Raw genomic sequence first — 22,868 nt, forward strand, 5'->3', positions numbered from 1 at the left:
AGACTTTCTGAAAATACACGAAATATTCTGACACCATGATGTTATAATCATGCTGTTTCATTAATAAAGGGGATGAAATGATGGATAAGAAATTTTCGGTTCAGTCCTAATTCCTGTTGATAGATGTACCCAGAGGTCATGAGAATTTCCTGCTGGCATCAATGATCTTCAGGAAGAAATATTCATCATCTGGATAGCCGTATCCTTTGCGTCTCAATGTTTTTATCATCTGGTTGGTTCCTTCAACTTTGCCGGATGAGATATGGACTCTTGCATGAGAGATAATTCCTTTCATGTGTTCCTCCAGCAGCTTGGCAAACCATATGAAATGCTTGTTCTCTGTTGCTTTGCAGGTGCGTATGATCCGTTTAATATGAATCTTCATGCCTCTTTCGCTATTTGCTTTGTATGCTTTATCAAGCTGTTCCTTTACCAGATCCATGGTGAAGAACAGCTTGTTTTCATCCAATAGCTTCTTGTATTCTTCTTCAACGCCTGCTTTCTGCTTCACCTCCGGCTTCTTGAACAGATCGCTTCCACGGGCAATGGTTTTGCCCGCTTTGGCATCTTTTTCTTTCTGCTTTCTTGTTTCAGCACTTGTCATCAGAACATACTTAGAGCCTTTGAGAGCTTTGGCAGCTTCTGTATTGCCTTCTTCTATCAGGCGCTTCTGTTCCTCTTTACGGACTTCTGATACCACCTTGTCATTGAAGTTTTTGACCAGATGGAAATGGTCATAGACAATATCCAGCCATTCACAGCGATCTTTAAAGGCTTCTTCAAAGTCACTGTTCATATCACAGGCCACAGCCTTCACGTTCTTCATCCAGTCGATGCCGACCCAGTCAATAAAGTCATATACAGTCTGTTTCTTCTTGCCATAGGCAAGGTACAGCACATGTCCGCTCTTCAGGTCCATGATCAACGTAGCGTATTTATGGCCTTTATGAAGAAGAAATTCATCAATGCCAAGATACTCCAGGCATTCTGCAGGCTTCTTCAGTTCCTTGCCTTCACCATTAACGGTATACAGCTCCTGAAGGCGCTTCTTATCGATCTCCTTGACTGTATTCTTGCTTAAACCGGTAATGATGGATATTTCCTTCATTGTCAGTCCAAAGCGAAGCAGATCGCGTGTATAGTTCTCAAGAGCAGCTGTAATCAGATGTCCCTGAGCCTTGAAATCTAGTGGTTCTGTATAAGTACTGACCGGACAGTTCTTATTCTGGCAGAGTGCTCTCTGCTTGGATACAACGATATGAGTATAGATACCTCCCATAGGAATGTGTTTCAAGTCAACCTCAGTTGTGCCGTTATACACCATTTCCTGGCCACAGCAGTTGCAGTAAATCGGCTGTCCGTTCAGACGATTCAGCTTTCCCTTAAAGAAATATTCAGTGACACTGCGCCTGGCAGGTCTGGATGATGTGCCTATAGAGATCTCTTTAACGGCCGTTTCCGGCATACCAACCTGGGTAAAGGATGGCAGACCTGATGAGAATGTTAAAATGCCACTCTGGAGTTGCACATCAGAAATTGAATCAATCAGATCATGTGCATCGGAGCGCAGATCGTCTGATCTGGTATCAAGTAATTCTTCCTGAATAAGCGGCTGTGTGTTAACATTCATATGGATCTCCTATCTTGTATGTTTGGGTACACACAATTATACGAGATCCATTTTTATATTCGTACTATATCTCCGTCCCACATGGCGTCATATCAACAGGTTTTGGGATTGAGCCAAATTTTCTACAAAGTCAATTGTCGCTACGGGTCTTGGTGCAGCTGTTTTCCTTGTGCTGTTCATGTTTGTCAAGATCCCTTCTCCGGTACCGGAGACCAACCTGCAGATTGCCTATGGCATCTCTGGTTTCTTCGCTGCCCTGTATGGTCCTCTGTGCGGCTTCCTGGTTGCCTTCATCGGCCATGCACTGAATGACTTTATTTCCTATGGCAGCCCATGGTGGAGCTGGATCATTGCTTCTGGTCTGAGTGCTTTGATCACAGGTCTTTGCGCCAAAAAGATTGCGCCGCAGGTTGAGGATGGCAAGTTCTCCGGCAAGGAAGCAGGCACATTTGTGCTGTACACCGTGATTGCTCATGCAGTCAGCTGGATCGTTGTGGCACCGGTTCTGGATATTGTCATCTATGGTGAATCTGCCAAGCTGGTCTTTGCCCAGGGTGCCATTGCCTTTGTGACAGATGCCATCACAGCAGCTGTGGTTGGCTTACTGCTGCTGAAGGCATACAGTGCAACCAAGGTTTCCAAGGGATCTCTTGCAAAAAACAAGTAAGTAACAGCATTTCAGTTTCATGCAGGAACATTGCCCTCTTTAGGGCCGTGTTCCTTTTGTGGTTTTAAGGAGTATGCAAATGGATAACGATGTCATCATAGAATTCCGGAATTTCAGCTTTCAGTATTATGCCCAGGCAGAGCCAACCCTGCATGATATCAATCTGAAAATCCACCGGGGTGAAAAGATTCTGATTGCCGGGCCAAGCGGCAGTGGGAAAAGCACGCTTGGCAATTGTATCAACGGCCTGATCCCCAATGCCTACCGGGGTGAGATGAAAGGCGATCTGATCATTGATGGCATCCAATGTCCTGCCTCTTTGTTTGCTTTGTCACAAAAAGTCGGCACGGTGCTGCAGGACAGCGACGGCCAGTTCATCGGTCTTTCGGTTGGCGAAGACATTGCCTTTGCTTTGGAGAATGACCGCATTGGGCAGGATGAGATGAAGCAGAGAGTCGCAAAGATCGCAGCCAGTGTCGGCCTTTCGGATCTATTGCATCAGAATCCGCATGAACTCTCCGGCGGTCAGAAACAAAGATGTTCCATGGCTGGTGTCATGGTGGATGATGTCGATATCCTGCTGTTTGATGAACCTCTGGCCAACCTCGATCCATTGACAGGCAGAACTGCCATTGAGCTGATCAATGATCTGTGCAGAGATGGCAAGACGGTCATCATCATTGAACACCGCCTGGAGGATGTGCTGCACTGTCCGGTGGACCGCATCGTCCTGGTCAATGATGGCAGAATTGTCATGGATGATACGCCGGCAAACCTTCTGTCTGCCGATGTGCTTGGAAAATATGGCATCCGGGAACCACTGTATCTGACCGCATGCCGCTATGCCGGTGTAAAGATCACGGCGAATATGCATCCGGAATCACTGCAGACGATGGACCTGACACAGGCAAAGCCCAGCCTGGCAGCCTGGTTCCATCAGAATGCTTCCAATCCATCCCAGCCAGAAAGAGAACCTCTGCTGAACATCAGCCACATTTCTTTCAGCTATGATGGCATCAAGCCAATTCTTTCGGATGTATCTGCGGTTGTCCACAAAGGTGAGATGTTAAGCATCGTCGGTAAAAATGGTGCCGGCAAATCTACCTTGTCCAAGATCCTGACTGGCTTTATCAAGCCAGATGCCGGTACGGTCACAATGGAAGGCACCGACTTATCCCAGTACACCATTTCCGAGCGTTCTGCCTTTGTCGGCATCGTTTTGCAGGATCCTAACCAGATGATCTCCAAGACAGGCATCTTTGATGAGGTGGCTTTAGGATTGAGAATCAGAGGCATGGATGAGAAGGAAGTGGATGAAAGAGTCACGCGTGTATTGCAGATCTGCGGATTGTCTGAGTTTAAAAACTGGCCGATCAGTGCCTTGAGCTATGGACAGAAGAAACGGGTGACCATTGCGTCTATTCTGGTATTGAATCCAAAAGTATTGATTCTGGATGAGCCTACGGCCGGCCAGGACTACTATCATTACAGCGAAATCATGGAATTTCTGAAGAGTCTGAATGAACAGGGACAGACGATCATTCTGATCACGCATGACATGCATCTGATGCTGGAATATACACCAAGGGCAATTGTATTGTGCGATGGAAAGATTCTGGCAGACGGGCCTTCCTATCAGATTCTTTCCAATAGAGAACTGAGTGAGAAAGCCAATCTGAAGATTACATCCCTGTATGAGCTGGCTGAGAAGGCCGATATTGATCAGCCCCAGAAATTTGTGAAGTGCTTTATTGAATATGACCGCAGGGCCAGAAAGGAAATGACAAGATGAATCTGAAACTGAAAACATTCTCCTATGCCCAGTTGAATACATTCCTGCACAGGCTGAGCGGCGTGACCAAACTGATCTGTTTCCTGCTTCTGACAAGTGCCGTCATGTTTACCTATGACATTCGTGTCATCCTGAGCATCATGGTCATGTCACTTATACTCATGAAGATTGCAAAGATCCGCTTCTCTCAGGTGCGAATCATGTATATCTATGTTTTCATCTTTCTGATTGCCAACTTCTTTCTCACTTTCCTGTTTGATCCCCAGTACGGTGTCAGAATCTATGGCACAAAGCATGTTCTGTTCACCATTGCCGGCAGTTACATCGTCACCCAGGAACAGCTGTTCTATGAGATTTCCAAGTTCTGCAAGTATCTCAGTGTCATTCCGCTTGGCATCATCTTTGTTCTGACAACTAACCCGAGTGAATTCGCCTCATCGCTCAATGGCATCGGCATCAGCTACAAGGTCGGCACAGCCCTGTCTTTGACGCTTCGCTATTTCCCGGATGTGGCCGGTGACTATGAGACGATCAAAATGGCACAGGAAGCCCGCGGCCTGGATATGTCCAGGAAAGCAAGCATGGGTTCCCGTCTGAAAAACTCTTCTGCCATTCTTTCCCCGTTGATCATGACAACCATGGACCGCATTGATCTGATCTCCAATGCCATGGATCTGCGCGGCTTTGGCAAACATAAGAAACGAACGTGGTATGTCAGAAAGCCATTGACCAAAGAAGACTATCTCAGCATTGTCATCAGTGCCCTTGTCTTATTCGGCGCTCTGTATGTTCGTTTCTTCATCAACCATTCCTATTTCTATAATCCATTCATCAAATAACAGGAGGTATCCATCATGTCATCTATCATTTCTCCGATTCAGGAAATGCTCGTATTTCAGACCGACTTTGGCTATAAGGATTCCAGCGTGGCTGCCATGTATGGGGTCGTCAAGAGTGTAGACCGCCATATTGAAATCATTGACAGCACCCATGAACTGCCTCAGTTTGATATCTGGAGTGCATCCTACCGCCTGTGGCAGGCAATGCGTTTCTGGCCAAAGGGAACCATCTTCGTGGCTGTGACAGACCCTGGGGTCGGCACCGCCAGAAAGGCATGTGTATGCTATACAAAAGACGGCTATTACATCGTCACGCCGGACAACGGTTCTTTAACACATGTGGCAAAGTACAACGGTATTCAGGAAATCAGGGAGATTGATGAAACAATCAACCGCCTGCATCATGCCGGTACCGATGAGACATCTGTCTTCCATGGCAGAGATTTGTTTGGCTATTGTGCTGCCCGCCTGGCGGCCGGCATCATCGACTTTGAACAGGTTGGACCTGCCTATGATCCGGCTGATGTTGTGAAACTGCCCATGCCGCAGGCCCAGTACCGTGATCAGAAAGCTGCTGGGATGATTGAGATCGATGATCCCAACTTTGGCAATCTGTTTACCAACATCGATACCAACGCGCTTCTTGCCCACGGCTTTGCGTATGGAAAGAAGATTCATGTCATCATCCGTCATGGTGATGATGTTGTCTTTGACAAAGACCTGCCGTTTGAAAAGTCCTTTGGCATGGTGAACAAGGATGAGCCGCTGGCTTATACCAATGAGCTTATGAATCTCAGCTTTGCCGTATCACAGGGCTCCTTTGTCAACACGTTCCATGTCGGATTTGGCAGTGAATGGACCGTTGAGGTGACGGCATGAAACCAAGTATTGTCCTGCAGACAGATTTTTCTTTGTCATGGTCTGCGGTATCTGAGATGAAGGGTGTGATCCGCATGGTGGATCATGATGTCGAGATTGTAGACAGCTGTCATGAGATTCGCCAGTTTGATCCGTTTGAGGCATCACTTGCTTTGGAAACCATTGAGCCATACTGGCCTAAAGGCACGATTTTTGTCTCAGTCGTGGATCCAGGTGTTGGTACAGACCGAAGGGCATGTGCGGCGCTTTTGAATGATGGCAGTATTGTCATCACACCGGATAACGGCTCATTGACACATCTGAAATATTCTGTCGGCATCAAAGAAGTGCGTCAGATTGATGAAAGCATCAACCGGTACCATGGTCCGCATGAGGCAGCCGTTTTTGATGGCAGAGACTTGTTTGGCTATTGTGCCGCGAAGCTGTCTGCCGGCATCATTACCTATGAGCAGATTGGCCCTGCCTATCCGGTCAGTGAGGTAGTGGAATGCGAAGAGTATCATCTGAAACCAGAGCTGAAAGACAATGTGCTTTCGTGCTTTGTGATGACAGGACTGCCTCACTTTGGCGGCATTCAGTTCAATGTGGACAATGCAATGTGGCGCCGTCTGGAGATTCCAACTGGCACATTGATTCATGTGGTGATTTCACATTCCGGGCATTGTGTCTTTGATCAGAATGTGGTCTATGCCAGAAGCTTTGGCTATGTCAAACAAGGCGAACCCGTGCTGTACTGCGGTTCCTCCGGCTATCTGAGTCTGGATTGCAACAAGGATAACTTCATGGCGAAGTATGGCGTTTCCTTTGGTAAAGACTGGCAGATACAGCTGCGATTGTCCTGATTTTCTGTTTGTGCGCGGTATGACAGCAGTGTAGATGCTGCGACACACCTTGTTAACAGCAGGGGGCAGGTTATGGATGAGCTTTCAGCATTTCATCAGTTTTATGATGATATGATTCATGGTATATGCATTGTCCGCTCAGATGGCACAGCTGCGATTGTGTATGCAAACAAACGTATGCTGGCGATGTATGACTGTCAGATAGAGAAGGAATTTCTTGCTCTGGCAGAGGGATATGTGCAGGGTTTGTTTTTTTGAAGGAGATGACCAGCTGGACTGGAAAGCATTTCTGACCACGGGTGGGAATGCGCATGTGACGTATCTTTTTACGCAATGCCAATGCGGCTTACAACACCCGCGATATGCTTGTGCAGTGGAAGGGAACAAGCCTGCGGATAAGCATCTGCTCCCCGGACGACGGTGACCGTTCTGCGCAGGTCAGCAGAATGCTGCATGATGAAATATGGGCCAGTGAAGCCATTGCCTCTGGCATGGGAGAAAAAAATACATCTGCCGGCATATAGAAGACAGTGGATGAAATCGGAAAGAATCTGCAGGCGGAGCATCTGCTTGTCTTTGAAGAGCGGGCAGATGGAACGGTATGCTGTACGTATGAATGGTATGCAGCGGATTCTCCTGCTTTGAAGAACGAACTGCAGAGCGTGCTGATGAGCAGGCTTGTTACTCTGTATAGGATGCTGGAGACAAACAAAGTTGTCATGATTGCCGATTATCCGTCATTCTCTCAGGAACATCCGGATTTCTGGCTGTCAGGCTACGAAATCCGCAATGTGATTTCCGGCCATCTGGCCAATGCCGGGGATCGGTCGGCTTTACACTTGTGCTGAATGCCTATGAGGAAAACTTCCATCGGGCAGGCTATATTCTTTCTACACTGACAGACTTCTTGTCGGTGATGATCCAGAACCGCAACAATATTTCTGAGGCACTTTCCCACAGTCTGCGTGATCCCATGACGGGTGTATTGAACCGAGCCGGCCTGGCAAAGTATCTTTCCACAAGGAAACGACAGGAAACGGCAGCGTTCATCAGTGGTGATATCAATGGCCTCAAGGAAGAGAATGACCGGCATGGCCATCTCTCTGGCGACCATTTGATCTGCAGCATTTCAGACATTCTTGTCAGCTTTGCAGATAAAGATCATGTTGTCCGCATGGGCGGTGATGAATTTCTGATGATAAAGGAAGGAATGGATGATGCCGGGGCACGGGATCTGATCCAAAGGATCAAGAATACATGCCAGACGGAAGGATACAGCATTGCGCTTGGCTATACCATTCACAGCGGCTCGATCGGCAATATGGATGATATTGTCATAAAGGCAGATAGGGCCATGTATGAGGACAAGGGACATTACTATCACCGCTGTCGGAGCGATTCTCCTTTTGACAGACGCAAACATGAATGAAAATGGGCTGCTGTCTGGCTGTCAGATAGGATGGCGGACCCGGCAATGATCCAAAACAAATGACATGTGCGTAATAGTAAAAAACAGTAACAGTGGCTTGCACTGTTACTGCTTCTTTTTACATTTAGCCTCGGATATATGCTTTGTCATCCGGATTATCTTCCGTGGATACATAGCGCTCTGCCTCCATGTGCAGATCATATTTATCCCGGAGTTTTGCCAGCTGCTCCATCATAGGAGAACGATGATGGGCATCGAGTGCCTTCTGATCATGCCAGCTGTCAATTAACAGAATGGTTTCCGGATCATTCAGGGGAATGAAGTACTCATAGCGCTCATTTCCCGGTTCATTGCGGATGGCATCCGCAATGCCGGAGGATTCCATTTCCATAGCAAACTTTCTGGCACTGCCATTGGTGCCGTGGTAATACAGATTTACAGTCAGACTCATCATTTTTACCTCTTCTTCAGTATAGCAAAAAGGAATATGCTTTCGACATACTCCTTCTTCATCTTATTTCTTGTAGAGAACAAGACACTCATATGGCTGCAGTGTCATATGTTTTTGTGCTTTTTCCCGGTGGACATTGCTGAGAAGAATGCTGTATCCTTCCAGATCATTGAGATCTACTTCTGTTTCTTTGCCGAAGAAGTTGCTGAGAACAATCATTATTTCATTATTCCAGAGTCTTTCGTAGGCAAATACGGAAGGATGTTCTTCTAACACAGGTTTGTATGTACCATCCTGGATGATCTTCATCGACTTGCGCAGAGAGATCAGTTTCTGATACCAGGCAAAGATGCTTTCCGGATCTTTGCGGTCATTTTCCACATTGATCTCCTTGTGTGTTTTACCTAGCGGAATCCATGGTGTGCCGGTTGTGAAGCCGGCCTTACTGCTGGCATCCCAGCACATGGGAGTGCGGGCATTGTCACGGCTGCGCTCATTGAGGATATGCAGGATCTCCTGTTCGCTTTTGCCTTCCTGCTTCAGAATGTGATAGGCATTGATGGATTCCACATCACGGTACTGGCTGATGTCATCAAAGCCGGCATTGGGCATGCCAATCTCTTCACCCATGTAGATGTACGGCGTGCCACGCATCAGATGAATTGCCGCTGCCAGCATCTTGGCAGATTCCTTCCGGTATTTTGTATCATTACCGAATCTGGATACCGATCTTGGCTGATCGTGGCAGTTCCAGAACAAAGCATTCCAGGCATGGTTTTCCTGCATGCCGACCTGCCATTCATTGAGCAGATGTTTCAACTGCATGAAGTCAAACGGCTGCAATTCCCACTTCTTTCCATCCTTGTAATCCACTTTGAGATGATGGAACGAGAACACAGAGGAGAGTTCATGGCTGTCATCGCCGGCATAGCCGGAACAGTTTTTGACAGTTGTAGAACTCATTTCACCAACCGTCATTGCCTCGGGATCATTGCCAAAGCTGTTCGTGTTAAGCTCTTTAAGATAGGTATGTACCAGCGGCTGATCGGTATAGAACTGGCGGCCGTCAAAGTTGTTTGGATCATCTTCAAATGACGATTTTGAGATCTCATTGATGACGTCGAAGCGGAAGCCATGGACACCTTTTTTCATCCAGAAATTGACAATGCCTGCCATTTCTTTTCTGACCGCAGGGTTGGTCCAGTCAAGATCCGCCTGTGATACATCAAAGAGGTGCAGATACCATTCGTCAAACTTTGGTACATATTCCCAGGCTGGACCGCCGAACTTTGACTGCCAGTTGTTGGGCGGTACACCGGGGCCTTTGCCTTTTTTCCAGATGTAGTAGGCTTTGTACTTTGAATCACCCTGCAGTGCTTTCTGGAACCATTCGTGTTCGGTGGAAGTGTGGTTGAAGACCATGTCCAGCATGATATCAATGCCGCGTGCTTTGCATTCTTTGACAAGCTGCTCAAAGTCGGCCATAGTACCATAGCGGGGATCAATATTCCTGTAATCCTGTACATCATAGCCGTTATCCTTCTGAGGCGAAATGCACATGGGATTGAACCAGATACAGTTGATGCCCAGCTCCTGAAGATAATCAAGACGGGAAATCACGCCCTGAATATCACCCCAGCCATCTCCGCTGGCATCACAGAATGATTTTGGATAAATCTGATAGACGACAGTACTGCTGCGATCCATCGCACGCCTCCTTAGCTAAGTTTTGCAATTCCTGTTTCACCAGCCTGTACGGACTGGTCTTTCTTTAATAATGTTACCGCGGTTCCATCTGTCAGGATGACCGGTGTTACGACAGATTTACCCTGTGACTTGATATAGTCCAGATCTACTTCCGTCAATACATCTCCCTGATGGACAGTATCTCCCTGCTTGACTCTGCCATGGAAGCCTTTGCCCTCAAGCTCGACCGTATCCATGCCAATGTGAATCAGTACTTCTTTGCCATTGGCAGCCTTGATGCCATAAGCGTGTCCGGTTGGAAAGGCAACCGTGACTGTACCAGAGAACGGTGCCACAATCTTTCCATCCGTTGGTTCAATCGCAAAGCCATCACCCATTGCTTTTGAAGCAAAGGCCTGATCCGGAACATCCTCAATTGCAATCAGCTTTCCACTTGCCGGGGATGCAATTTCTTCGCTTTCTTCTGCCTTTGTGAATGCGGCAGGAGCAGCTGCCGGTGCTTCTTCTGTATCAACAGTTGTGATGCGGTCTTCGGTTGTCAGTCTCTTTTTGCCGATGATCAGTGTCAGTACAAATGGAATGACAATTGCTGCGGCCATAGCCAGGAAGAAGGCACCCCAGAACTGCGGCATGATGGACAGGAAGCCTGGAATGCCGCCTACACCGATGGCAGAGGCATTGACGCCAAAGCCGACGGAAATGATGGCAGCGATGCAGGAACCTGTCATGGCGCAGTAGAACGGGAATTCATACTTGAGGTTGACACCGAACATAGCAGGCTCGGTAACACCCAGCCAGCAGGAGATGGCAGAAGGAATATTGACTTCCTGTGCTTTTGCATTTTTCTTCTGCAGAACGGACATGGCCCACACAGCAGATCCCTGGGCAATGTTGGATAGAGCGATCATCGGCCAGAGCATTGTGCCATGAAGCGGCGTATCGGCGATCAGCTGCAGATCGATGGCATTGGACATGTGGTGCAGGCCGGTGATAACAAGCGGCGCATAGAAGAAACCAAAGATCGCAGCGAAGATGATGCGGAACTTTCCGGAGATTCCGGCATAGACGACATCAGAGATCCATGTGCCAAGTGTCCAGCCGATCGGGCCCAGAACGAAGTGGGCTGCCATGACGGCCAGCAGCAGTGAGCAGAACGGGACAACAATCATCTTGATGACGGATGGTGTGATCTTGTTGAAGAAGCGTTCCAGATAGGCAAGTGTGAAGGCTGCCAGCATTGCAGGAATAACCTGTGCCTGATAGCCGATCATTCTTGCCGATGCAAAGCCGAAGTTCCAGACATAGTCAGGTGCCCAGGCATCGGCTGCCATGCCGGCAACGGCATAGGCATTGACCAGCTGGCCGGAGACAAGGGTCAGACCAAGGACTATACCAAGCATTTCAGTACCGCCCATCTTCTTCTGAACGGACCAGCAGATGCCTACCGGAATGCCGGTATGGAAGACAGCTTCACCAATCAGCCACAGGAATTTGTCTACTCCAGCCCAGAACTGGGAGGTGGCAACAAGTGTCTGTGTGCCGTCACCGAAGATATACAGAGAATCAATGACATTGCGGAAACCAAGAATCAAGCCGCCGACAATGATCGCAGGAATCAGTGGTGCAAAGATTTCAGCCAGATTGGTCATCAGCTTCTGAACGGGATTCTGGTTGGACTTGGCTGCCTGCTTGACAGCATTCTTGGAAACACCTTCCAGACCGGAGATCTTGATGAAATCGTTGTAGTAGTCAGCCACATCATTGCCGATGATGACCTGGAACTGTCCGGCCTGTGTGAAGGTTCCCTTGGTAGAAGGCAGGGCCTCAATCTTCTTGACATCTGCCTTAGACTGGTCAATCAGGACAAAACGCATTCTGGTGACACAGTGAGAGACTGCTTTCACGTTGTCTTTCCCGCCAACGTATTCCAGCAGTTTTGAAGCATCATTTTCGAAATTTCCCATATTTGCCTCTCTATGTACATGTACGTACATGTTCTGCATAGTGATATTAGCCTGTACGTACATGTATGTCAATAGCAAAATGAAAACGCTCTCCGCAAAAGAGAGCGTTTCATGCTTTGGGGTTTCTTCTGGCAAAATCACGGAACACAAACTTATCTGGTCGATGGCGGCTGGATGTGTACTGGAAGACACGTGCATCGTCCAGATAGGTGAAGGATTCCACATTGACAACCATGTTGAAGTGCTTCATATCCAGCCAGCGCATATCCTGATTGGTTGCACTCTGGCAGGTGATCTTCTTCTCGGCATACGCAATCGGCAGATGCAGTGTACCTTCCAGATATGCATACAGGGAGTCGGCTGCGATTTCCCTGGTGATGCCAGGACAGATCGCCGCATTGAGAACGTCGGTATCCAGGATGATGGCTTCGCCATCGACGCGCCTGACTCTTTGCAGAAGATAGATCCAATCATCCGGATTCATCTTCAAATAATTCTGAAACTTCTCATCCGGATGTGTCTTCTCACAGCAGATAACTTCAGTTTCTACATGGTTTCCCATGGTTGGAGCAAGCTCCTTGAAGGAAACAACGCCGTTGACTGGAAAGGCGAATCGGTTGATGGATAGTACGATGGAACCGATCCCTTTTGCCTTCTGGATATAGCCATCCTGTGCCAGCAGTGACAGTGCTTTGCGGATGGTATCACGGGATGCGCCATAGTGTTCCATCAGTTCATGCTCTCCCGGCAGGCAGGAACCGGCAGAATAAGTGCCATCCTCAATCTGTGCCCGTATTCTGTTTTCAATCTCCTGATACTTTGACATATGCTTTCCGTGTTCATTATACACAGGTAATTTTCAGGATGTCATAGGTGGAAAGACACCAAAGCAAATCTGTTTGCTTGTATCAGATTAGATTCGTAACCCATGAAAGAATGTTTTGCATATCACCCTGATCCTGAATTCTGCTATGATATTCGCTCCTTGACTGCAAATTGTATGGTGCTAAAGTAGGAAGCGACAAGTGAATATCTGCTGGGGGAGCGTCAGCTGAGAGTGTGCGTTGCACAGACCCTTTAAACCTGATTCGGACAATGCCGATGTAGGGAAGTGATGATGATCAGAATTTTTTTCAGCAGGAAAAATAGTTCTGATCATTTTTTGTTAAAAGATGCCCTTTTCTGGTGGATAACCGCCTATGTCTGAAAGGGGATCTTCATGAAAGAAGAAAAAGAAAGCATCATGCATCATCTGGAGCTGCGGGATGTCATTCTGATGGCCGGCTTTGGCATTATTTTTGCCATTGTGTATCTGGCTGTTTTCAATGTTGGAATGGGCCTTTCTGTTGCACTGACCACAACTGGTCTTGGCGATTTCTCATTTGACATCATTTATGGCGTCTGGTTCATGGCCGGAACAATGGCAGCTTACATCATCCGCAAGCCAGGGGCAGGCTTGATTGCTGAAGTGCTGGCTTCGGTTGTCGAACTGTTAATGGGAAACTCTGGAGGCATCGCTGTTGTTATTACAGGTCTGATCCAGGGGCTTGGGACAGAACTTGGCTTTGCCATTTTCCGCTATAAGAGATGGGATATGGCATCTCTCTCACTGGCATCTGTTCTATCCGGTGTCTTCATTTATGGCTATGAGCTGTATTACCTCCAATATTATATGCTGCCATTTGGGATGCATTGCGGGCATCTGATTATTCGTTCCATCAGCGGCATTGTTTTCTCAGCACTGATTATCAAGGCCGTCTCAGATGGCCTGGCAAAGACAGGTGTTTTAAAGAATTATGCAATTGGCAAAACGGTAAAGCATGCAGTTGTTCATGAAGAGGAGGCATAACATGGAAAAACTGAAGATTGTTTTTGACTGGTTCCCGAATACGATTCATGCAGGTATTCTCGCAGCGAAAAAGAATGGGGAGTATGAAAAGGCAGGACTGGATGTAGACATTGAGGGACAGGTACACCACGCCATGGATCCGTCCACTACGGATATGATCTGCGGACCGGAAATTTCGATGTTAATGAACATGGAGCAGGGGGTTGCTCTGACCGGTATTGCCCAGTTTACACAGAAATGTGATTCTGGACTGGTTTCTTTGAAATCTGCCGGAATTACCAGAATGAAAGATTTGGAGGGAAAGAGACTGACATACTGGGATCTGCCCTGGTATCATCCGGTTGTTGGCTATCTTGTTGAGAAAGATGGCGGTGATTACAGCAAGGTCAAGAAAGTGATGATGGATGTGGGGGACATTGTCTCAACACTTGGTACAACGGCAGATGCGACATGGGTCTATGAGAACTGGGAAAAGTATGCTCTGCTCGATGCTGGCAAAGAAGTGAACTACATCAACTTTGGAGATGCAGATCCGATTTTCAACTTCTGCGCACCGGCAATTGCAGCAACCGGCAATGCGATTGCCAATAAGGCAGATGCGCTGCGTACCTTCCTGCATGTTACGGATCTTTCGTACCGCAGGATGGCTGCAGATCCAGAGAAGATTCTTGAAGTCAGCGATATGATCCCGGAAGCAAGCAGTGACAACATGCTTGTCGCTGGTGCGAAGCATCTTGCACCGATCTGGGTTGATGAAAATGGCAAATGGGGACGTATCAAGCCGGCGATGTGGAATAACATGGCAGACTTCCTTGTTAAAAAGAACGTCATTTCCAAGCGCAGGGAGAAAGAATTCACGAACGAATTCTTTGATGACTGACTGTGAGCATTTCTGCTTCACATTTGAGCTTTGCCTATGATGAGCAGGGACCTCTGATTCTGAAAGACCTGAGCTGTGAATTCAAACAGGAGGATATCACCCTGCTGGATGGTAATACCGGGGAAGGAAAGTCAACTTTCCTGTATCTTGCGGCAGGGCTGTATCCGCATTATGCCGGTTTTTTGAAAGAAGGTACCGTACTTGTAGATGGAAAGGATCCTGGAAAAATGGATCCATCTGAACGCTGCCATTATGTTGGTATGATGTTTCAGAATCCTGACCTGCAGTTCTGTATGGATACGGTACGCAATGAGATGATCTTCTGTTTGGAAAATCTTCAGGAAAAGAAGGAAAACTTTGAACAGAAAATCAAAGAAGCACTGGCTTTCTGCGGTATTTCCCATCTGGAGAACAGAAAGCTGATGATCCTGTCAGGCGGTGAAAAGCAGAAAACAGCATTGGCATGTTTATGGCTTCTGAGACCCAGATGGCTGCTGTTGGATGAGCCATTTGCCAGCATAGATCAGGCATCCAGGCATGATCTTGTTCAAAAACTAATGCAGATGCACAGACAGTACGGTACAGGCATTGTGGCGGTGGACCATCATCCTGAAAACTGGCTTGGCGCTGCCACTTCTGTATGCCATATGCGCAATGGTCAGATTTTTCCTGGAAATCTGCAAGATCTGAATCCTGAACCAGTGCCATACATGGCAGATACAGGAAGAAATCACATTGGTGATGTTGTGCTGCAGATGCAGGATGTGACTGTATGGCATCAGGATGAGCAGCATCCTGTGATTGATCATGTAAATCTGACCCTTCGCCAGGGTGGCAGCTATGCCATCCTTGGCGAGAGTGGATCAGGTAAAAGTACTTTGTTTGGCGCTGTATTCGGTTTGTATCCGTACCATGGGAAGATTCTTTTTCCGGATAAAGAGATCAGGAAAATGAGGCGCCATCTGGCTGGACAGATTGGGATGATTACGCAAAGCCCTCAGGATCAGTTTATTGGCGGAACCGTACGGGACGAGATTGAAGCTGGCATGAATAAAGATAACAATGATGATGCCCAGAAAATCCTGCGTGAAATTCATTTATGGAAATATCGTGATGTTTCTCCTTATCTTTTAAGCCAGGGACAGCAGAGAAGACTTGGTGCAGCGGCAATGATGAACAGCCGCTGCCGGCTGCTGTTATGTGATGAGCCAACCTGTGCCCAGGATCCTCAGAGTGCATACACGATCATGACCAATCTGCTGCAGGAAGCCAGAGCAAAGCATATTGCACTTGTGTTTTCCACACATGAACAAGAACTTGCAAAGGTATTTGCGGATGAAATCTGGATGATCAAAGATCATACTTTGGTCAGAAAGGAGATTCGATGAGCTCTCTTAACCCATCTGCGAAACTGATTGGCCTTGTCGTGATGACAATGATTCTGGCAGGCGTTCACAATCCAATCCTGAATGTTGTTGTTTTTCTGGTGTCATCCATCCTCTGTCTGCAGTCATTGATCAAGGAACACAGGGGTGTTCATCTCTATTTTTATCCAATGATTCCTATTACCCTGCTGGCAGTTGGAATGTTCTTTACCGGATACCGTTTCACTTCTGCGCCATCTTCGGTTGTAAACAGTCATATCATGACAGGTTCTACACTGGCAATGATTCCCGGGAATGTTTATAACGGCCTGATCTTTGCCTCAAGAGTGCTTGTGTATGCATCAATCGGCCTGTTGTTTGCTTTGACTAGTGATCCGGTCACAATGGTGCGCTCCTTTGAAAAACAGCTCCATGTTCCGCAGATGTTTGCCTATGGGCTGCTTGCGGCATGGAATGTATTTCCACACATGGCACAGGAATACAAGAAGACAAAGATTGCATTCCAGGCTAGGGGCATTCATGTACCCAACTTTGACAGTTTGAAGTAATGAAAGTGCTAGAAATTCCGATGAATATTGGATTTTCCAGCACTTTTTGCGTTTTGATTTTTGTAGTATGTAGGGGCCTATCCGGACGTCTTTTTGAATTTTTTTCTGAGGAAACCGACCTTGTATCTCTTCTTGTCTAATCCTGCATTTGTATAGTTCTCGAGGGCATCCAGTGTTTTACTTCCTTTGTAGGTTGAAAGATAGTACATTCCATCATCTGCAACATTCATATTCTTCAGTGTGGTAATCAGATTTCTGGCCGTGATGTGTGTGCTTCTGTCATCCAGGCTGCAGCTCAGCAGACGATAGACAAGCAGAGCTGTGTAGCACACCAGGAAATGTGCTTTGATTCTTCTCTGTGCACTGTGGTACACAGGCTTTGATCCAAAGTTTGTCTTCATCACTCTGAAACAGTCTTCAATCATGTAGCGCTTGTGCATAATGTTCAGTACATCTTTCACATTGGCATCTGTCAGATTCGTCGCAACGGCATAGTAGCCATCGTACTTCTCTTCTTCATCGATTCTTGCCTGATCCAGATCATAGCTTACTTCTGCTTCCTTTCCGTCCTTGTCCCTGGCGATACGCTTCAGAAAACGCCGGACGTCATTCGGACCTTTCTTGATTTCTTCCGGATCCTTCATCTTGATCATCTGCTTTGCACGCTCGATCTGTCTGTTTCGTACGGTCCGCTGGTACTCCATCATTTTCCTGGAGAAGGTGATGATTACAACCTGCTCCAGAGTTCCCTTGGCTTTGACTTTGCGGGAACTTCCGTTCTGTAACTGCTTGTATTCAAACAGTCCAAGATCAATTGCTTTGTATGCAGTGTCATTGTACAGAGCCAGATTCTCAGGATTGCGGTGGTCAAACTCTTTCATGAAGCTGATCGTTACAGGTTTGTCATTTGACAGGAGCCTGTAGTTTTTATCGTTGAAGACAACAGCCTTCACTTCTTCAGAAAGCTTCTTTACTGACTGCGTTACAATGAAGGATCTGCCGCCCATCGCATTGAACTGACGGATATTGTAGGAGCCAAGTCCGGCATCTGCACAGTAGATGATGTTGGATTTCTCAAGAGCCGGCAGGATCTTCTTCTCCAATGGTACTGCAGTAACCTGCTCACTGGTGTTGCCGGAATGCAGGCACATCGTGATCGGAATACCGCGCTTGTCCATGAGCAGTCCCATTTCCACAATCGGATTGGGACGGTGCTCTTTACTGACACCATATTTTCGAAGCCCATAGGACAGTAATTCTCCTGTCACTTCATCGAAGATGTCTTCATCATCCTGCTCGGTCTCACAGTAGAAATTGGTGCAGTCATAGTAGACCACAGAAGAATCACGGGGAATGACATGGCTGCTGTTCTGATACAGCCATTCAAGATAAGCGTCGGTATTGTTCTCCAGAATATCAAGAAAGCGCAGGATCTGATGATACTGGATGTCAGGCTGCTCAAAGAAGGAATCCAGATGATCACACGTGCCATACTTGGAGCACGGATCCAGAATTCTGCTGTATGTAAGGAACTTATTGATCTGGTTATAGTCGAACGTATCACGTCGATCTGCTGTATGAATGTTGAAAAACTCATTCAGGCGCAGCTGATTGTAAATGTACTGAAGATAGAAGTAGCCAATGTTCTTCAGAGAAGAGCGGGAGGCGTCATCGGAAGTCTGGTCAACTTTTTCGTTGAGATCAACAGAGATCTGAACGGACTCTTTTCCCTGCCTGGAATCTTCATTCATCCTGGCGATCAGCTGCTTGCAGTAAGCAACGGGATCATCAGTAATCTTAAGAAGCTCAGAATGCTTGCCCAGCTTTTTCACATTCTTGGTAGTTGATTTGCCATCAGTCGTACGGAAACCCATCTGAGCATAGTAGGTTGGATCTTTCAAACGCTTATCATAGTAAAGTTTCATGCCTGCATACCTTCTACAGGACTATTGTACCATAAAACATACAACACATACAACATGAAAATATAAGAAATTTGACAAAAATAGACAAAGAAAAAGCCGCAGTCATGCGGTTTTCGAGAAATTCTATTCAAAGCAAACTGTCAAAGTCCCGTGCCTTTCACTTTACGCCTTACTGAATCACGAACCAGAAGATCTGACTGACATACAGGACAAACGCAGGTTTCATTAATCCTGATTAAAAATGCTTTCTTCTCCGGCAACGACTTCTACATCAAAATCTGTTATAATGACCATGGTTTTGATACCAGGTCCCAGAGTCTTTGTTGTCTAAGCAAATTGTAGCTCTGGGACTTTTCCTTTCTCAGTTAAGGCCATTATAAAGAGCAGCCCAGGGACAAACAACCTGAGCTGCTAATAGACATTATATAAGAGGCGTAACATTTAACTACAGACTACATTTTGCCGTTTTTATCAGTATAAGTACGCTTTATTAGCATATTTTACATTGCCTATGATGTTTAAACATATATTTAAGAAACACAAAAATAATTAAAATATATAATTACAATTGACAGCGCTTACACATCAATATATTACCTGACTTTAGAAGTTAACGTTAAAAAATGGTGCTAAACCTCCGATATCAAAATCGGAAGTTCAGCACTTTTTCTATTTTTCTGGAGTTCAATATATAGTGATCCAGAGGCAGCTTTGTCATCTCTGCAAACTCCTTTATAAAGGGACTGTTGGTTGCCAGATTGATGTATTTTCCATCTGCTTCTACTACATTGAATTCCTTCATGAAATTGAATATTTCTGATGAAGAGTATTTATTTTCCAAAATCTTAAATTGAAGGATCCTGCCCAGAAGAACTGTCAGATAACAGACCAGAAAATGTCCTTTGATTGTGTCCTCTTTCTGCAAGAATACAGGGCGTGCATCCAGGTCGGATTTCATGATCCGGAAGGATTCTTCAATACGCCAGAGATTGTGATAGGTGCTGTAGATGTCTTTGGGAGCCATATTAACTTCTGAAGTTACCAGCAGGTTATAACCTGCCAGCTTAAGGTCTTTCTCGATTTGCGCTTCATTTATCTCTGTAACCACCTTGTCATCTGTCTTTTCGCCTTTACTGGTTGACTTGAATGTGACGTATTTTGAAGATTCACCATATTCATTTTTCTTGGCCATAGACTGAGATAATCTGGTGGCTTTATCAACCATTTTCATGATTTCAAATTTCTTCTTTTTAGCCAGCTGCGGATTGTATGTTACAACCCGTTTTTCTTTTAAATTGACTGTATGCTTTTTGCCGTCTTTGTCTGTATAGGTATATGGGAATTTGTCGACACATGCCTTCCATTTGTATTTAAGGCTTCCATCTGGGTTCGTAACATTCTGATATCCGTTTTCCAGAAGAACCCATACTTTTTCCTTTTCAGGAAGTGTCTTTACAGATTTAGAAAAGAGATAGCCATCACCATTGCTTACCGCGTTAATGATATTTTCAGAGCAGTTGAGTCCCTTGTCAGCTACCTGTATGGTTTTCCCTTTAATGCCTTGTCTGTTTTTCATAGAGGCAATAATATCCCTGAGAACTGGTTTCTCGGATTCGTTCCCTGGATACATTCTCATCCCAATCGGAATCTGGTTGGCATCCAGCAGAAGGCCAAGCCCAATGATAGGATCTTTCCTGTTTTCCTTACTTGGCCCTTTTCTTCTGAAATCGTCTTCACGGTCAATTTCAAAATAGAAGTTTGTGCAGTCAAAATATGTTGTCGAAGTGGAAAGACTGTACTTTTCGGAAACCTGAGCAGTAAATAATTCAACAATTTTTTCATAATTACTTCCAAGAAACTCTATTCCTTTGAGCATCTGATTATAGGAGTAATCATATTCCTGAAACAGGAATGGCAGCACCTCGTGGAAAGTGCGTAATTTACTGCATGGATTGATAGCACGCGCATAGATCAACGAAAAGAGAACATCCGTAATCTTGAACTGAAAGTCATTAGTAAGCTGATACAGATCGATAAATCTTTTCACCTGCAGCTTTTCGAGAATTGCATGCAGGGGAAAGTAGCCTAAAGAGCGCATCGGAGAAGAAGTAGAGATGCGTTTGACTTTCTCTTTCTTGCGTTCCTGATTCATCTCTTCAACAACTTGTTTGTAGTGAGTGACAGGATCCGGAATTTCATCAGTCTTCAAATCATTTACATAGCCCAAAGCCTTGTAAGAACGATGGCAGGTCTGTCTCCTTTCCGGGTTGTAGAAAGACTCGTAGATCTGCAGATAGACACCTTTTTTCAGGTTAGATTTCTTAAGAAAGTAGGCCATAAAGCACCCTCTTATATTATAGCACCATAACACCATATATAGAATAGTTAAAAAATAAATTTGTCAAATTTTCACGCATCAAAAAAATCCCATGAAATAGGGCTGAATGAATGATTTGACTAATAAGGACTCCTAAAGATTCATGGTGCTATGCTCTAAAGACGGGCCCAGGGACAAACAACCTGAGCTGCTAATAGACATTATATAAGAGGCGTAACATTTAACTACAGACTACATTTTGCCGTTTTTATCAGTATAAGTACGCTTTATTAGCATATTTTACATTGCCTATGATGTTTAAACATATATTTAAGAAACACAAAAATAATTAAAATATATAATTACAATTGACAGCGCTTACACATCAATATATTATTATCGTAAACAAGGAAGAAAGTTGAGGATGAAAGATGAAACAGTACATTGCTCCATCGATTATCTGTGGAAATCGTCTGAATCTCGAGGCAGAAATTCAAGAGCTGAATCGTTCAGATGCGGACCTGATTCACTTTGATGTAATGGATACTACATTTACGCCAATGGACCCAACAACCTGTTTGTCACCAGACTTAATTCCATTATTTCGAAAACGAACAAACATTCCGTTGGATATTCACATCGAAATCAATGAACCATATAATCTGATTTGCAACATTCTTCCATATTGTGAAGGCTGCTATATTCAGGTACATATTGAATGCTGTTCAAAGATCAGTCATTACATAGATCTGATCAGAAAAGGAGGAGCCTATCCTGCTATTGCACTTAATTGCGGTACATCACTGGAATTGATTCGCGACGTAATTGAAGAAGTTGATTTGATTGATCTTTGTACAACAAATTCAAAAAATGGATCGCATGCATTTACAGAATCACTTCAGAGGAAAATTCGCAAGGCAAGAGAGATGACACTGGAAGTTGGCAGAAAGTATATGATTATCGAAGTTGATGGAGGGATCAATTTCGAACGGGCTGAAAAATGCAAAATTCTTGGTGCAAATGCGTATGTGTTAGGGACAAAGAGTGTTTACAACCAGAATAAGAGTGTTTCGGAAAAGATTAATGAATTTCGAAAATTCATCGAAAAATAAAATTAATCTTCAGGAGGGGAGACTATGAAGAGTTATTCCATTGTTCTAATAATAGGGGTGATAGTTACATTCCTGTATTCTGTTTTTCATGACCTAAAACTTCGCAAAAAACGCAAACAAGTTCTGGAAGAACTGACGATCGCTTTAATGAAAGGGGATAATCAGAAATACGAAATTATTTTGTCAGATAATCAAGGAATGTTTCCGAGATTTAATCTTGCATATCTTCAGCTCGAAAATGAAATCGCACAGAATAACTATTCAAACATCAGAAAGTCATTGGCAGATTTTGAACAGGCTAAGCTAAATAAGAAGCAAAAGAAAGCGCTTTACGGAATGCTATTCAATTATTTTATGGCGCAGGGACATTACAAAGAAGGTGGTACATGTCTAAAAAAGTTGAAAGAAGATGGAGTTACAGAGAGTGTTCATCATTGTGAAATTATTTACGACACTTTAGCGGAGAATGGATCAGCGTATATTGATGAAGTATTAAAAAGAGTTGAAACAGAATCTGGTGAAAAGCGACTTCGCAGTACATATTTGTTATCTAAGATGTACGCGAATCAAGGCGACTTGCTTAATGCCCGAAAATATGAACAGGAAGTCCAGGAAAACATAATAGCTTTGCTTCAGACACAAGCTTAATTCC

Annotated in this window: 20 protein-coding genes, 1 pseudogene and 1 riboswitch; of the genes and pseudogenes, 14 read left to right on the forward strand and 7 right to left on the reverse strand. The window is 45.3% G+C overall.

Annotation, left to right across the window (positions count from 1 at the left end; translation table 11 throughout):
- Positions 1–136: 136 nt before the first annotated feature.
- Positions 137–1,630, reverse strand: a complete 1,494-nt coding sequence (locus tag DHU66_RS04575) for an ISL3 family transposase (protein WP_245309389.1) — start codon at positions 1,628–1,630, stop codon at positions 137–139.
- Positions 1,631–1,757: 127 nt separating this feature from the next.
- On the opposite strand from DHU66_RS04575, the pseudogene DHU66_RS04580 reads away from it, so the two are divergent.
- The 8 genes and pseudogenes from DHU66_RS04580 to DHU66_RS04615 all read left to right on the forward strand — a co-directional run.
- Positions 1,758–2,297: pseudogene (locus DHU66_RS04580) on the forward strand (ECF-type riboflavin transporter substrate-binding protein); the annotation flags it as partial.
- 79 nt (positions 2,298–2,376) lie between these two features.
- Positions 2,377–4,089 (forward strand): ABC transporter ATP-binding protein, encoded by a 1,713-nt coding sequence (locus DHU66_RS04585; RefSeq protein WP_108774706.1) that lies wholly within the window; start codon positions 2,377–2,379, stop codon positions 4,087–4,089.
- Positions 4,086–4,928, forward strand: a complete 843-nt coding sequence (locus tag DHU66_RS04590; RefSeq protein WP_167836259.1) for an energy-coupling factor transporter transmembrane component T family protein — start codon at positions 4,086–4,088, stop codon at positions 4,926–4,928. Before DHU66_RS04585 ends, DHU66_RS04590 begins: the two co-directional genes overlap by 4 nt.
- Before the next feature lie 15 nt (positions 4,929–4,943).
- Positions 4,944–5,807 (forward strand): SAM hydrolase/SAM-dependent halogenase family protein, encoded by an 864-nt coding sequence (locus tag DHU66_RS04595; RefSeq protein ID WP_209451739.1) that lies wholly within the window; start codon positions 4,944–4,946, stop codon positions 5,805–5,807.
- Entirely contained in the window at positions 5,804–6,649 is an 846-nt protein-coding gene (locus tag DHU66_RS04600) for an SAM hydrolase/SAM-dependent halogenase family protein (RefSeq protein ID WP_108774707.1), read from the forward strand. Before DHU66_RS04595 ends, DHU66_RS04600 begins: the two co-directional genes overlap by 4 nt.
- A 72-nt stretch (positions 6,650–6,721) precedes the next feature.
- Complete coding sequence (locus DHU66_RS04605) at positions 6,722–6,907, forward strand: hypothetical protein (protein ID WP_108774708.1); 186 nt, start codon at positions 6,722–6,724, stop codon at positions 6,905–6,907.
- 272 nt (positions 6,908–7,179) lie between these two features.
- Positions 7,180–7,497, forward strand: coding sequence for a hypothetical protein (locus DHU66_RS04610; RefSeq protein ID WP_108774709.1), 318 nt, complete (start codon positions 7,180–7,182; stop codon positions 7,495–7,497).
- Positions 7,491–8,078 carry a GGDEF domain-containing protein gene (locus DHU66_RS04615; RefSeq protein ID WP_108774710.1) on the forward strand — a complete coding sequence of 196 codons (588 nt, stop codon included), beginning with the start codon at positions 7,491–7,493 and terminating at the stop codon, positions 8,076–8,078. Before DHU66_RS04610 ends, DHU66_RS04615 begins: the two co-directional genes overlap by 7 nt.
- 124 nt (positions 8,079–8,202) lie before the next feature.
- Here the strand turns inward: DHU66_RS04615 and DHU66_RS04620 are convergent, their stop codons facing one another.
- The 4 genes from DHU66_RS04620 to treR form a co-directional block, all read right to left on the reverse strand.
- The gene (locus tag DHU66_RS04620) at positions 8,203–8,532 is read right to left on the reverse strand and encodes a putative quinol monooxygenase (protein ID WP_245309394.1); all 330 of its coding nucleotides are present in this window, start codon (positions 8,530–8,532) and stop codon (positions 8,203–8,205) included.
- A 60-nt stretch (positions 8,533–8,592) separates the two neighbouring features.
- Complete coding sequence (gene treC / locus DHU66_RS04625; RefSeq protein ID WP_108774712.1) at positions 8,593–10,236, reverse strand: alpha,alpha-phosphotrehalase; 1,644 nt, start codon at positions 10,234–10,236, stop codon at positions 8,593–8,595.
- An 11-nt stretch (positions 10,237–10,247) separates the two neighbouring features.
- A complete protein-coding gene (treP, locus tag DHU66_RS04630; RefSeq protein WP_108774713.1) occupies positions 10,248–12,200 on the reverse strand; it encodes a PTS system trehalose-specific EIIBC component in 1,953 nt (650 codons plus the stop codon).
- Positions 12,201–12,309: 109 nt separating this feature from the next.
- Positions 12,310–13,026 carry a trehalose operon repressor gene (gene treR / locus DHU66_RS04635; protein WP_108774714.1) on the reverse strand — a complete coding sequence of 239 codons (717 nt, stop codon included), beginning with the start codon at positions 13,024–13,026 and terminating at the stop codon, positions 12,310–12,312.
- A 202-nt stretch (positions 13,027–13,228) separates the two neighbouring features.
- Positions 13,229–13,327, forward strand: a riboswitch (TPP riboswitch).
- Between the two features lie 92 nt (positions 13,328–13,419).
- Here treR and DHU66_RS04640 point away from each other — a divergent pair.
- The 4 genes from DHU66_RS04640 to DHU66_RS04655 are packed head-to-tail and all read left to right on the forward strand — an operon-like array spanning position 13,420 to position 16,862.
- Positions 13,420–14,049 (forward strand): ECF transporter S component, encoded by a 630-nt coding sequence (locus DHU66_RS04640; protein WP_209451740.1) that lies wholly within the window; start codon positions 13,420–13,422, stop codon positions 14,047–14,049.
- Position 14,050: 1 nt separating this feature from the next.
- Entirely contained in the window at positions 14,051–14,929 is an 879-nt protein-coding gene (locus tag DHU66_RS04645; protein WP_108774715.1) for an ABC transporter substrate-binding protein, read from the forward strand.
- 23 nt (positions 14,930–14,952) lie between these two features.
- Positions 14,953–16,317 (forward strand): ABC transporter ATP-binding protein, encoded by a 1,365-nt coding sequence (locus DHU66_RS04650; RefSeq protein WP_135358301.1) that lies wholly within the window; start codon positions 14,953–14,955, stop codon positions 16,315–16,317.
- A complete protein-coding gene (locus DHU66_RS04655; RefSeq protein WP_108774717.1) occupies positions 16,314–16,862 on the forward strand; it encodes an energy-coupling factor transporter transmembrane component T in 549 nt (182 codons plus the stop codon). The genes DHU66_RS04650 and DHU66_RS04655 overlap by 4 nt, the downstream gene beginning before the upstream one ends.
- Positions 16,863–16,939: 77 nt before the next feature.
- On the opposite strand, the gene DHU66_RS04660 is transcribed toward DHU66_RS04655, so the two are convergent.
- Positions 16,940–18,787, reverse strand: coding sequence for an IS1634 family transposase (locus tag DHU66_RS04660; RefSeq protein WP_108774718.1), 1,848 nt, complete (start codon positions 18,785–18,787; stop codon positions 16,940–16,942).
- 643 nt (positions 18,788–19,430) lie between these two features.
- Positions 19,431–21,125 carry an IS1634 family transposase gene (locus tag DHU66_RS04665; RefSeq protein WP_108774719.1) on the reverse strand — a complete coding sequence of 565 codons (1,695 nt, stop codon included), beginning with the start codon at positions 21,123–21,125 and terminating at the stop codon, positions 19,431–19,433.
- A 410-nt stretch (positions 21,126–21,535) separates the two neighbouring features.
- On the opposite strand from DHU66_RS04665, the gene DHU66_RS04670 reads away from it, so the two are divergent.
- Together DHU66_RS04670 and DHU66_RS04675 are read left to right on the forward strand one after the other, a co-directional pair.
- Positions 21,536–22,216 carry a ribulose-phosphate 3-epimerase gene (locus DHU66_RS04670; protein WP_108774720.1) on the forward strand — a complete coding sequence of 227 codons (681 nt, stop codon included), beginning with the start codon at positions 21,536–21,538 and terminating at the stop codon, positions 22,214–22,216.
- A gap of 24 nt (positions 22,217–22,240) precedes the next feature.
- Positions 22,241–22,864: a hypothetical protein gene (locus DHU66_RS04675; protein ID WP_108774721.1), complete on the forward strand. Its 624-nt coding sequence runs from the start codon at positions 22,241–22,243 to the stop codon at positions 22,862–22,864.
- Positions 22,865–22,868 lie beyond the last annotated feature (4 nt).

Source organism: Lactimicrobium massiliense, assembly GCF_900343155.1.
Classification (GTDB): Bacteria; Bacillota_I; Bacilli_A; order Erysipelotrichales; family Erysipelotrichaceae; genus Bulleidia; species Bulleidia massiliensis.